At 39.5% G+C, this 12535-nt stretch carries 9 protein-coding genes and 1 pseudogene; 4 read left to right on the top strand and 6 right to left on the bottom strand.

The window, feature by feature from the left end:
* Position 1: 1 nt before the first annotated feature.
* From ACM03V_RS23125 to ACM03V_RS23115, 3 genes are all read right to left on the bottom strand, one after another.
* A complete protein-coding gene (locus ACM03V_RS23125) occupies positions 2 to 412 on the bottom strand; it encodes a hypothetical protein (RefSeq protein ID WP_414623145.1) in 411 nt (136 codons plus the stop codon).
* A gap of 103 nt (positions 413 to 515) precedes the next feature.
* Positions 516 to 1301 (bottom strand): SDR family oxidoreductase, encoded by a 786-nt coding sequence (locus ACM03V_RS23120; RefSeq protein WP_414623144.1) that lies wholly within the window; start codon positions 1299 to 1301, stop codon positions 516 to 518.
* 114 nt (positions 1302 to 1415) lie between these two features.
* Positions 1416 to 2648 carry an acyl-CoA dehydrogenase family protein gene (locus tag ACM03V_RS23115; protein WP_414623143.1) on the bottom strand — a complete coding sequence of 411 codons (1233 nt, stop codon included), beginning with the start codon at positions 2646 to 2648 and terminating at the stop codon, positions 1416 to 1418.
* A gap of 526 nt (positions 2649 to 3174) precedes the next feature.
* On the opposite strand from ACM03V_RS23115, the gene ACM03V_RS23110 reads away from it, so the two are divergent.
* The gene (locus ACM03V_RS23110) at positions 3175 to 4692 is read left to right on the top strand and encodes a hypothetical protein (protein WP_414623142.1); all 1518 of its coding nucleotides are present in this window, start codon (positions 3175 to 3177) and stop codon (positions 4690 to 4692) included.
* 180 nt (positions 4693 to 4872) lie between these two features.
* Here the strand turns inward: ACM03V_RS23110 and ACM03V_RS23105 are convergent, their stop codons facing one another.
* Complete coding sequence (locus tag ACM03V_RS23105; RefSeq protein WP_414623141.1) at positions 4873 to 5667, bottom strand: glutathione S-transferase family protein; 795 nt, start codon at positions 5665 to 5667, stop codon at positions 4873 to 4875.
* Positions 5668 to 6381: 714 nt separating this feature from the next.
* On the opposite strand from ACM03V_RS23105, the gene ACM03V_RS23100 reads away from it, so the two are divergent.
* Positions 6382 to 7269 (top strand): fasciclin domain-containing protein, encoded by an 888-nt coding sequence (locus ACM03V_RS23100; protein ID WP_414623140.1) that lies wholly within the window; start codon positions 6382 to 6384, stop codon positions 7267 to 7269.
* Between the two features lie 78 nt (positions 7270 to 7347).
* Here the strand turns inward: ACM03V_RS23100 and ACM03V_RS23095 are convergent, their stop codons facing one another.
* Complete coding sequence (locus ACM03V_RS23095) at positions 7348 to 8895, bottom strand: phenylacetate--CoA ligase family protein (RefSeq protein ID WP_414623139.1); 1548 nt, start codon at positions 8893 to 8895, stop codon at positions 7348 to 7350.
* Positions 8896 to 8975: 80 nt separating this feature from the next.
* Positions 8976 to 10158 (bottom strand): annotated as a pseudogene (locus ACM03V_RS23090) (RNA-guided endonuclease InsQ/TnpB family protein).
* A gap of 67 nt (positions 10159 to 10225) precedes the next feature.
* On the opposite strand from ACM03V_RS23090, the gene ACM03V_RS23085 reads away from it, so the two are divergent.
* Positions 10226 to 10357, top strand: coding sequence for a ribbon-helix-helix domain-containing protein (locus tag ACM03V_RS23085; protein ID WP_414623138.1), 132 nt, complete (start codon positions 10226 to 10228; stop codon positions 10355 to 10357).
* A gap of 344 nt (positions 10358 to 10701) precedes the next feature.
* Positions 10702 to 12423 (top strand): protein kinase domain-containing protein, encoded by a 1722-nt coding sequence (locus ACM03V_RS23080; protein ID WP_414623137.1) that lies wholly within the window; start codon positions 10702 to 10704, stop codon positions 12421 to 12423.
* The last annotated feature ends 112 nt before the right edge of the window (positions 12424 to 12535 follow it).

The raw sequence follows: 12535 nt of genomic DNA, 5'->3' as shown, positions 1-12535 counted from the left end.
ACTAACGGTGGAAAAACTCACGGGAGAAGTGTCCAATACGACCGCTACCGTCTAAATAGCGAGTATAGGATTGAATGACAAGTATATTTAGTTTTTGATTTGAGACAAGATGCGTTTCAATTTCGTCAAGATTAAAAAGGGCATGGAATCCTGCTGCGATCGCGGATGACGTACCAGATCCGTAAGGTATGGCTTCCGCTTCTCCCCAATCAATTAAACCCTCATCGCTAACTCCGTAACAATTGATGATTAAACTACCATTACGTTCGCTTAGGATTACTTTCTTTAGGTAGATAGTATCTGCTTTAGTATTAAACCATTCTCCCAACAATGATGAAATATCTATAGAGCCATCCACAGATGGTCTTTCATCTGCTTTCATATATTTGGCAAATTGCTTGATACTTTCCATCGTATTAATTGTGATTTGTGTTTGATTATTTTATATTGCCCAGACTAAATTTGAGTTGTAGAAACATAACGGGTTATATTCTACAAGTTATTCCAACACTTATCTAAAACAAACTTTTCACAAACCCCCCATCAACTTGAATACAAGTGCCAGTGATATAACTTGCTTTTTCCGAAGCCAAAAATACCGCTAAATTAGCGACTTCTTCAGCTGAAGCTGGACGACGGAGAGGAACACTTTTCATCCATTGTTGGATAACTTGTTCGCGAGAACTTCCCTCTCTCTTCGCCACTTGATCCGCAACTTCATAAAACTTATTTGTAACAGTAAAAGAAGGGCAGATACTATTAACAAGAATATTATGCTCCGCTAATTCATTAGCAAGGGTTTTAGCATAGGCGACAACACTCGCTCTTTGAGAATGGGCAATAATCATACCTGGTTGTTTTGCTGCTACTGAAGTCACAAAAATAATCCTGCCCCAAGTTCGTTTTTTCATCTGTGGGAGTAAAGTTTCAGCTATATGCACCTGACTCATAAATGTCAGATCGAATGATAGCTGCCAATCCTCTTGGTTTAGTTCATAGTGGCGTTTGTAGGGCATTCCACCCACATTATTGACTAAAATATCGATGGTGGAAAATTGATTGGTAAGACGCTTTAGAAATTGCTCAATACTATCTTTTTGGCTAAGATCGACTTGGATAGGTGTAATCGATTGCCCAGTTTTGGCTTCTATTTGCTCGGCAGCCTTGAGTAAATTATCTTTATCCCTACTGCAAATAATCACCTGACAACCTTCCGTTGCCAATCCTTGTGCGATCGCTTTACCAATACCTCTACTAGAAGCAGTAACTAAAGCAGTTTTGCCAGTCAGTCCTAAATCCATGATTGAATTACTTTCTAACACAAGCTTTTGCTTGTACAATTACCTTTAATTATTAAAACCCTACTCCCTCTGTTTTGAAAAAAAAGTTATCTTTGTGTACTAAAGTTTCCTGCTTCATTTACTTGAATTTACTGAGGAATTTTGTCGATCAATTGCTGGGGAGTTGAAGAAAGAGCGGTCAAAAGACTGTCCCAAAATCTCTTGTCCAATGGAAGACAGAACGCCATCGCAACTGTCATGGAGAACATAGAAAGAAAGATCCCGGTAAATGCGCTCTAGAGAACTAGGTTGAATCATTGAACGCGCTCCACAAGTTTTAATGCAGTGGTTTAATGTTTCCATTGCCAAGCTCTCAGTTAGGTAACGGGTGCGATTTCCTGCACTTTTAGCCTCTAAATGTTGACCTGTTTCCCAAAGAGTCGCTGTATGACGCAACCACAATTGCATCGTTTCCAAGTTCATGGAACTTTGGGCAATTCGGTGCTGCACGTAGGGGTCGCCTTCTTTTCCCTGTTTCTTGACATATGCCAAGGCATAATCATAAGCTCCCTCCGCAGCCCCTAAAAAAGCGGCACCATACTGGGGAGTAAACCGCGTCTGCCACTCCTCAAACAAATACTGACCTGGATAACCAATTAAGTTTTCTTCCGGAATAAAAGTCTCCTTGAAACGCACCAGGTAGCTAATAGTACCTTTCATTCCTATCGGTTCCCACCAACTATTGTCAAAGCTGACGCTCTTGTCTGACAAATCACAAGCTAGCATGAGTACCGATTTTGCCGACCCATTACTGTGACGCGCTCCCCCAGTTCCTAATGGGTTAACTAACAGAATTGCCCATTGCGCTTCATTAGCACTTGTAGCAAATACCTTGGTGCCATCGATAATATAGCCCCCATCTGCCACTCGAACCGTTGTGCCAAAGCCGACTTTTTGACCGGGAATCTTAGACTGAGGTTCTCCGCTCCAAGCTGCCCATTTCTCACCCCGTCGGACAATACCCTCAAACCAGCGCTTTTTCTGGGACTCATTCGCCATAGCTGTCAGCAAAACCTGACAATTTGTGTGTCCTTCCCAGCAACGAGCCAGGGACAGATTTACCTTCGCCAGTTCCTTGGTCATCATCCAGAGGGTAAAAATATCGCTGTCATGTCCCAGCCCTAAACCACCGTACTCAGTAGGTACACAAGGGGCATTCAATCTTGCTTTTAGAAGGTCTTCAAAATCCTCTCCAGGAAAGCTAGCAGTACAGTCATAGCTAGCAGCGCGATCGGCAAACTTCTGGCTTGCCAATTCTCTTATGCGCTCCATAAATACTTGCTTATCGGCTCTTAGATTAAGAATCATGTAAAAATCCTAATTGTTCAACAATTGATTATTTTTATATAAAGTATTAATTAGTGACATCTGTTTACATTTTATAGTGTCAGTTAAGTATTTAGATGAAAATCATCTTTTAATTTTTAACAACACACCCTACACTACCTACTTTTTCAATAACCAAACCCCAGTTCTATAGATACGTCAAATATACATAAAAAAACTAAATTACTTTTTCAACCATGTTTTGATTCAGCAACGTTTCTTTGATAAATGATATTTATGACGGTGTTTCACCATATAGTAATAGTAATAGTAATCGAATATATACTACCATTTAAAGCCGCATTTTTAGTAAAATTTTAAAAAAGTAGGGAATTAATGTTTTAACCTGCATCTTTTGGCTTTTAACGTATTTTAAATAACCAGGGCTTGAGAAAATACTTTGTAAATTGATATTTACAAAGTATTTATGGACTGATATTATTAACGCTGCATATAAAATTTTTCAAACAATAGATAAATTCAAAAAAAGTTAAATCATATGAAGTTGATGTCGCTCAATATTAACTTAGGAATTTGGAAATTAGCAAGCGGCTATTTTGCTTTCTACATTCCCTACAGCGCCCTAACTAAAACTTTCTCCAAAGGACTACTACCAGGTACAGATAGACCGATTCCAGGCTTTGAACTTTTACCCGCTACAGCGATCGCTACCACAATTACGCTGCTAACATACATTAGCCTTATGGATGGGTGGCAGTATATCCAACGCAAGCAAATTCTAGGTTTTTCTCTTCCCATTCCTAGAACCCAGACCTTCTTTTCTGGTTTGGCTACAGCAACGATTATTGCCACAACTACACTTAACTACACATTTACAGGTATTTCCATCCTCTTCGCCCTATTATTGATGCGAGGTGGCGTACTGATAATGGCTCCCATTGTGGATACCATCTTTCATCGACGAGTACAATGGAACTCTTGGGTTGCGCTTATTTGCAGCTTTCTGGCTATCCGCATCGCCTTTGCAGATGTGGACAATTATCAGATGACAATGCTAGCAGTTCTGAACCTAAGTGCATATTTAATGGGCTACGTATTTCGACTTCAGTTCATGAATCGACTGGCTAAATCCGAGCAAAAAGCAGAGAATAGGCGCTTCTTCCTAGAAGAAACTATGGTGACAGCTATTGCCCTCACTTTGATTCCAGCCCTTCTTGCCCTTATTGGTCGAGGAGAGATTTTGCAACAACTGCGGTCGGGCTTTACTAGTTTTCTCGTTACTCCTTTGGTTTTACCAGCCCTAGCTATTGGTCTACTCTATGCCTGTCTTTACTTCTTTGGTTCCCATATTTACTTAGATTCCCGCGAAAACACCTTTGCTATTCCCCTAAATCGTTGCTCTAGTTTGATGTCAGGTTTAGTAGCAAGCTTGGGACTGACCTTATTACTGGGTCAAAAGCTCCCCAGTTATCCTCAACTCCTAGCAGCGGGAATCATTATCATAGCTCTTCTTTGTCTCAGCATCCCAGCCCTGCAAAAGAACTTCCAGACACAAACCAACGCAATCCCACAAAACCCGGTACAACAAATTTATTTATTTATCTGTGGCGGTAACACCAGTCGCTCCCCAATGGCTCAGGCAATCTGTAATCATGAGATCGCCCGCTTGCTGAATCTTTCCCTTGCCGAACTTACCCAAGCGCCCATACAAGCTATTAGTGCAGGTCTTGACACCAATCCCGGAACATCCATGACCCTTGAAGCGCAACAAACGTTAAACTATTTAGGCGTTACCCCTCATACTCACACTACGAATAATGTTTCAGCAGAGCAAGTGGAACAAGCCAATAAGATTTGGTGTATGACAGAAGCACAGTGTCAGGATTTACGGGAAAGATTTCCAGAAGCAGCGTGGAAGATTCAGAGGCTCGATCCTACTAGGGATATTGAAAATCCCAGCGGCGGTAGTATGGAAACTTACCTGGCGATCGCTCAACAACTCCAAGCACTGGTAAGTCAGCATCTCTCAGTACAGATTAACGTAAGTATTCCCAGAGTAAACTAAGGCATATCTGCAAACTGCTTTTTCCCATCCTTCTCGAACCTATCCCACTAATAAAAAATTGGGAATGGGTAATTGGTAATAGGTAATTGGGGATTGGGAAATTATCAATTATCAAAAATTAAGATTCAAGATAAAAATTCTCCTTGTCTCCCCATCTTCCCATTACCCATTCCCCATCAATTAATCAATCTGGATCGATGTCGGCGCACTGGGGCTGTTGAAAGTAGAGCCGATTATAGGTTTGCGGAATTGGACGTAAAGTCGATCGCGCCAGTCAAAAAATGGTTGGTAAATCGGATTATCTGCTAAACCAGGTACTCCTTTACCTTTAATAGTGGCTGGTAAATCTAGATAATCGCCATCTGGGAATTTCAATAATACAGATAAACCCGCTACCGCAAAATCGGCTAAACAAGGTTCATCTCCTAGCAAATAAGGGCTACTTTCTAATATCAACGTTAAAGCTTCTAAATCTTGCTTTAAATCCCTCATCGCATTTTTTACTGCATCGGGACTGTAACCGACTCCGACACCTAATACTTTTAATACATCACCAGGAACTCCTTCTATTAAGGTTTTGAGTACATCTGGTGCTGAATTAGGTAGCAAAGATTTGCGGAAATACTGGTCTTTACTTATAGCAGAGAATAAAGCTTTTCTACTTTTAGTGCCAATGGATTCATCTGCCCATTCTTCCATCATTAAGCATAAACCCCTAGTTTTGGGGTCTTGCGGCATCAAAGGGCGATCGGGGTACTGTGCATCTATATACTTAGCAATTTCAGTAGAATCAGCAATATATTTACTGCCATCTTTGAGTACGGGTACTTGACGCTGCCCTGTTTTTTGAAATAATTCAACCTGTCCGATTCCAGGTGTTACCTCTATTTTGCGGTATTCAAGACCTTTATAATCCAGAATCAAACGCACCTTTTCTGAGTATTGAGAAAGTTCAAATTGGTACAGCTCTAACATAAATAGCTTACTAGTAATTTGTTGACCTATCTTGACTTATAAATTCTACAACTTTATTTTTGTTAATAATATTTTCAAGTTATAAGTGAAAAATTTTATAACTTACGGATTATGTCTGTAGAGTGATATTTTCAGAATACTTAAATTATGCAGATGATTTTGTTGCTAAGCAGAACCATTTATACGCAAATAATTGGACGAAATTTATGTTAGTTTTCCACCGAAGAATAAAATCATCCCGACTTAAATAGTTAATTATTTATTAATAACGCTGTAAAGACCATGAAAGATTGGCATACAAAACATAAATGCTTGCACTGCAATCAGTTTGACTGTTGTCATCAAAGTTGTTTATCCAAAAACTAACGGTAAATAAGAATTTTAGGATGGCAGGAAATTAAATGATTATAATTTATTTAGATTTGACTTACGCGATTATGAGTTAATGTAAAAAAACTATATATATATTCTCCATGCTACAATAAATACAAACATCTACCACGGAACTTGTAACTGGAATTGAGAGTCATTTTTATTAAAAAATCTCGATACCACTATTATTAAAATGAATTGAATATTTTGTTTGATAAATAGGGTATCACCAACATTACCATGAAGCAATAAAAATCCGACTCTACGAGTTAGATTTTTGGCGTAAGAAAATGGTATAAGTCTTTAATGTAAAGTGTGGAATAAAAGCCAGATAAAATCGACATGAAGGTATATTACAGCAATTTGCTGACTAAATTAACTGGCATTGTGGGAGTGACTGGCATCAGCTTACTGATAGGATTGCCAGTAAAAGCGAATAACGCGCTTAACCAAGACCCCAGTGTTTTTACAGAAGCTCCCTACAAACGTAGTCGAACAGTGACCGTAAGTACTAATAATACTGACTTATCTGTTACACGGACAAAGGCGAGCGACAAATCAAATAAAACTTTGTTAGCACAAGGTGGAGTGCTTAATCCCAGACCGAGTATTCTGGATGAGTGTCCTTACAACCGTGCGGCTTGTGGAAATAGTACACCATCAACTTCACCCGCACCGTTACCGCCATCAACCGTACCGGCACCAGTACCACCTACTACAATTCCGGGTACCGTACCTCCACTACCGGGAACAGAAGTTCCCACAGCACCAGGTGCAGAAATAGAAACACCCGAGCCATCAGCAGAAACTGAAGGTGAAGATATTATAAGTATTGCCCAGTCAAATCCTTCGTTTACAATGCTGACAAAGGCTTTGCAAGCAGCAGGATTGGTAGATACTTTAAAAGGAAATGGTCCTTTTACAGTTTTTGCGCCTAGCGATGCGGCATTTGCAAAATTGCCACAAGACGCGGTACAGGATTTGTTGAAGCCAGAAAACAAAGAAGTATTGGTCAAAATTCTGTCCTATCACGTAGTACCAGGTAGAGTACTTTCCACCGATTTGAAATCAGGTGAAGTCAGAAGCGTCGAAGGCGGGCCAATTAGCGTAAAAGTTGATCCGGCTACAGGCGTACAGGTAAATGACGCTACCGTGGTACAGCCCGATATTAAAGCCAGCAACGGTATAATTCACGTTATCGATAACGTGATTTTGCCTCCCGACTTGTAAAAAGTTGGTAATTGGTAATCGGTAATTGGTAATTGGGAACAAAGTTTAAATGTTCAATCAATACCCATTACCATTACCTTAATTCCGGGTATAACGATGCTTCACACCTTGGGGAAAATACTCCGGCTCTCCCATTGGTAATAATTCCACTCGCGGTGTTTGATATTGCGGCGGAACGTAATTTGCAAATTCGCTATTAAGACGTTTAAGTTGAGTCAGAATAGAATCCGCTACAGCTTGTTTTTTCTCTTCACTGGCTTCAACTTCAGGTGCTAATTCTACAGCTATAGATACGAAATTATTTTTATCTGTATCTTCTAGTATTTGCATTACAAATTTACCCGTTACCCAATCTCTGATAACAGGTTGTTCTAAACCGACTTTGATATTTTCTGGGTAGATATTCGCGCCAAAGTAGGAAATTGTAAAATTAGAACGTCCAAAAATGAAAACGAAAGGTAAATTGCGAATTCCTCTTTGGTTTGATATTTTATTTGATAATGCTTCTACAGGGTTAAATCCCCACTCAGATAAAAACTTAAGCATTGCATCATAAGTAATTATGCCGCCATTATCTAAAATGTTGTAGCGGATTAAGGGAATTCCATTGTCTCCAGAAAATAATAATGTACCTCTTTCTATCCCTTCCCTATTATTCCCTTCTGTTTGTGCGACTTCAAAAAAGCGATTAATTGGGTCATACTGAACTAACGTCGGTAAACGGGATTCTCCAAATAAATTACGGGCAGCATCGGGATTTTTTGCCAAAAACTGGCGAATGCAGATACTTAACGGCGTTTCATTTCCTAAAACTCCCGCATCAGCCGTACCGTAAAGCGATGCAAAATCATAACAGGGATTTTGGGAACCAACTCTTTCCCCAACTAAATTTCGCCATTCCTCACTAAACACTTCTCCAGCCATTACAAACTTGAGATTATGTGGCTTTAATTCCATACCTTGAGCAATAGCCGTGTCAACTACATCTTTCAGAAAAGGCGGGTATCCTAATAAAACAGTTTGCTCAAAATTAGGACTTAATTCTTCCATTACCCGTAAAATTTCGGTTTTATTCGTACCTGGAGAGATGACGGTAACGGGATAACCTTTACTAGAAAGATAGCGACAGCAATTAGTAGTGAACATTCCCCCTACCCAAGTTCCCAAAGCAAAGCAAATTACAGCTAAAGTCGGTTTGGTATCCGCAAAAAAACTATCGTAAAATATTTGTTCAAACCTGGTAGCGATCGCCAACTCATCTGTAAAGAAACGCAGCCAGAAAGTAGGTTTACCTGTAGAGCCAGATGAAGCCGCTATCATATCGCAGCTTTCGATTTTTCCATGACGGCAGAAATCAGCTAAAGAATAACATTTAAGGTAGTTATCTTTGGTAAGGGTTGGTAACTTTTGAAAATCGTCAAAATTTTGAATATTATCGGGATTAATTTGCTGTTGATTCAAAAAAGCTTGATAAGCCGGTACATTTGTAGCCACATCCTGAAATAACTTGATTATTTCCCCAGCAGGATTTTTATTCAGGTGCTGTTGTAATACAGTTTCAAGAGGAGTATGTAAGAAATCCTCAAATCCCTTGATTGCACGTTGACTTTGTTGTTGGTAGTTCATAACGCTTGTTGTACCTTGAGAAACCGACTACTATATGCAGTTATTAGTTGACATTCCCTGCTCTAAAGAGACAGCGATTCTCAGTTCATCGTAGCTGCTTGCTCTACCAGGGTTGCCCCAAGTAGAGTAGTGGCTGCTACTCCCTGAGCGTTACTTTGGGGATGCCCTCCCCTAGCTCTTTCAAGAATATTAATTGCTGCGTTAACGTCACGAGGCAAAGTACATCCACATTTGCAAATATGTGTTCGTTGGCTAAGAGATTTTTTAACTTTTATCCCGCAACTAGAACAAATTTGTGATGTGTGATGTGGCTTAACAGCAATTGCTAAACGCCCATATTTTTTAGAAAAATATTCAAGCCATTGTCTAAAAAGTCTCCAAGCTACATCATTAATAGACTTAGCAAGACAATGGTTTTTTACCATGTTCTTAACAATTAAATCTTCATAGGCGATTACATCGTTAGATGATACAAGCGCGAGTGCCACTCTCTTAGCAAACTCGGTACGCTGCCTACTTACTTTCAAATGCTTCAAAGCATATATTTTTCTTGATTTATGGCGCTTGTTTGAACCTTTTTCTTGTTTGTTAATGCGTCGTTGACTGCGTTTAATTGACTTGTCAGCTTTGCGTAAGAATCTAGGATTATCTACGTGATTACCATTACTATCTGAGTAAAAGTACTCTAAGCCAACATCTAAGCCTATCTGATTTCCTGTTGGTTCTAACTGTTTTGAGTTATCAACATCAACAGCAAACTGGCAATAATAGCCATTAGCACGCCGCACTAAACGAACTCTTTTAATAGCTTTAACTGGGTAAGTATGGATATCCCATTTCCCCATTAATTTAAGTTCACCAATACCTTTTTTATCGGTGATAGTAATACGCCTATGAAGATTTGTGCAGCGACCATCCAGAAGTTTTATATTCAACTGAACGGTTGTCTTTCTGGAAACGTGGAAAACCTTTTTTACCAGGCTTACCAGATTTACAATTGTCAAAAAATCTACTAATTGATGACCATGCTCTTTCAGCAGCAGATTGTACCGCCATACTGTTTAAATCTTTAACGAATTTAAACTCGTTTCGTAAGACTGTTGAGTATTTATTTAAAGCAAATTTATTTACTTTGTCTTCTTTTTTGGAATCCATCCAGTAGCGAATACACTTATTTCTGATGAACTGTGTAGTCCGGATAGCTTCTTCTATGGCTTGATGCTGCTTCTCCGACGCAACTATTTTGTATTCTAGAACCAGCATCTACATCACCTCCTTGTGAATTTTATATGTTATTATTATGCTAACACATTGTACTCGAAGTAACAACATGAAAAAGAAGCAAACACCTGTTTATTTAGACAGTCATGAAAAAGAAAAACTAACTAAATTAGCTGCCGATTGGGGTGTAAGTCAATCGGCAGCTATGAAAAGATTGATTAGAGAATACAAGGCGGGATAAATCCCGTAATTAGCTTTCATCCCCGCAATGAATTGACGGGGTTTTCAGCATTCTCCTTATAAAGTGATGGGCATTGGGCATAGGGCATAGGGCATTGGGCATGGAGAGAGGGGGGGAGATGGGGAGACAAGGAGAAATTTAAAGTCTTAACTCCTAACCTAGAATTCAAAATCCCTGCATCCAAAACAAAAGCATCCGTTTTTAAAATCCAAAATCTAAAAATATTTAACTCCTAACTCCTAACTCCTACTCCCTACTCCCCATTCCCTATTCTTGGAAATTATACGTAAATCCTGTTGACAGCATTGTAGTTATTAGCAAAAACCCTTTTACTTTTGGGCATCATGCAGGTTAATTGCACTAGAAACCACGTAAACTCTTCAAATCACCGCTTTTGTACTGTATGTGGCGAACCTTTGCCTCTTCCTTCTGGGGAGGTTATTATCGATCGCTATAAAATTGTACGTCAACTTGGTCAAGGAGGGTTTGGACGTACTTATCTGGCGGAAGATATGCAGCAATCTCATCAAAAATGCGTGCTGAAGGAGTTTGCACCGCAAGTCGAGGAAGATAAAGATTTACAAAAAGCGAAGGAATTGTTTGAAAGGGAAGCCAGCGTGTTGAAACAGCTTGAGCATCCGCAAATTCCCCGCTTACATTTTTCGCTACAGGTAAAGTTACGCAATAAAGATTTTTTCTTTTTGGTACAAGATTATATTGAGGGTGAAAATTATCAGGATTTATTAGAAAAACGTCTTGATGAAGGACGATGTTTTAGCGAAGCAGAAGTATTTCATTTATTGACGCAAATTTTACCAGTGTTGAATTACATCCATTCTAGGGATGTGGTTCACCGCGATATTTCACCGGATAATTTGATTTTACGCACAACTGATAATTTACCAATATTAATTGATTTTGGCGGTGTCAAGCAATTACCGGCTTCTCAAGGTTTTTGGTTTACCCAACTCCCTGCAAATCGTACTTTGTTGGGTAAGAAAGGTTATGCACCTGAAGAACAGTTGCGTCAGGGGAAAGCCTTTCACAGCAGCGATTTGTATTCGTTAGCAGTGACAGCTTTGGTGTTACTTGCCGGAGAGGAGCCGCAGAAACTTTACGATAGTTATCAAGGTAAATGGCGTTGGGGGGAGAAAATCAAAGTTAGCGCCAACTTTGAAGCGGTGTTAAAGAAGATGCTTGCTTATAAACCTAGTGATAGATACCAGAATGCCGAACAAGTTTTAAAAGATTTACAGTCTTCGACTCCTGCTTCAACTCCTGCTTTGACTTCTAAACCAAACACTAATATTAGTAAAATTCATACAGCAGTAGTTGCTCCAGGGCGCAAACGTGCGGGTGCGGTTGCGACTCAATTTCACAACAAAACTCAAGCTTTCGCGAGTGCAATCCATTTACCTATTTGGTTGCGTCCTTTTTTCGTCAGTTTGGTAAGTACTAGCGTTGTTGTCTTGGTTTTTGCGGGTACGTGGGCTGTAATCAGTGGAGTTATTAATGCCGTAACTTCATTTTCTCTCCCGACTGTTTCCTTACCGCAATTACCCTCAGTTGAATTACCTAGTTTACCTGGGAATGATGATAATGGCGGAGGATTGAGCCGCAAAGAAACAAACAATATCGAAAAAATTGTCCGGCAACGTCAGCGGTTGGGAATTCCAGAATTATTTTTTAACCGTACAGTCAATCAAATTTTTTATACTCAAAACCCAGAAGCTCGCGGACGTACTTTAACCGGAAGTGCGGAAGACGAAGCTTTGAGGAAGAAGTGGTACGGCATTGCTCAAGAGTTGCTCGATAAGTTAGATAAAGCCAATCTCAGTCAGCAAACCAGACAAAAATTAGGCAGCTATACCGGACAAGACTATGCAACTTGGGAACGACTTGTGCGATCGGGAGAATTCGGTAATTATACTATTGAAGATTTAAACAGAGATACCAATAGTAAATTTGATAGATTATTTCCTGGAGAGAGAGAGGGGAACCTTAGACAGCAAACTTTTGGTCAAATTTGGTATGCATTCGCCTCGGAGGAAGTTAGTAAAAGATGAAGTCAATTATCAATTATCAATTATCACTAGTACAAGTCGGCGTAAATAAGGCAACCATTAAAAATAGCTGAAAAGCCTAGAAAATCAAACTTCTTACTTCTTACTTCTTACT

Source organism: Calothrix sp. CCY 0018, from assembly GCF_963920925.1.
Lineage (GTDB): Bacteria > Cyanobacteriota > Cyanobacteriia > Cyanobacteriales > Nostocaceae > Rivularia.
The sequence above is the reverse complement of the archived record's forward strand: the minus strand, read 5'-3'. Positions and strand labels throughout refer to the sequence as shown.

Excerpts from the sequence above, each read along its gene's own strand:
- ACM03V_RS23095 (WP_414623139.1), bottom strand. The coding sequence starts at position 8,895 with ATGAACTACCAACAACAAAGTCAACGTGCAATCAAGGGATTTGAGGAT.
- ACM03V_RS23080 (WP_414623137.1), top strand. The coding sequence starts at position 10,702 with ATGCAGGTTAATTGCACTAGAAACCACGTAAACTCTTCAAATCACCGC.
- ACM03V_RS23105 (WP_414623141.1), bottom strand. The coding sequence starts at position 5,667 with ATGTTAGAGCTGTACCAATTTGAACTTTCTCAATACTCAGAAAAGGTG.
- ACM03V_RS23110 (WP_414623142.1), top strand. The coding sequence starts at position 3,175 with ATGTCGCTCAATATTAACTTAGGAATTTGGAAATTAGCAAGCGGCTAT.
- ACM03V_RS23100 (WP_414623140.1), top strand. The coding sequence starts at position 6,382 with ATGAAGGTATATTACAGCAATTTGCTGACTAAATTAACTGGCATTGTG.
- ACM03V_RS23085 (WP_414623138.1), top strand. The coding sequence starts at position 10,226 with ATGAAAAAGAAGCAAACACCTGTTTATTTAGACAGTCATGAAAAAGAA.
- ACM03V_RS23120 (WP_414623144.1), bottom strand. The coding sequence starts at position 1,301 with ATGGATTTAGGACTGACTGGCAAAACTGCTTTAGTTACTGCTTCTAGT.
- ACM03V_RS23115 (WP_414623143.1), bottom strand. The coding sequence starts at position 2,648 with ATGATTCTTAATCTAAGAGCCGATAAGCAAGTATTTATGGAGCGCATA.
- ACM03V_RS23125 (WP_414623145.1), bottom strand. The coding sequence starts at position 412 with ATGGAAAGTATCAAGCAATTTGCCAAATATATGAAAGCAGATGAAAGA.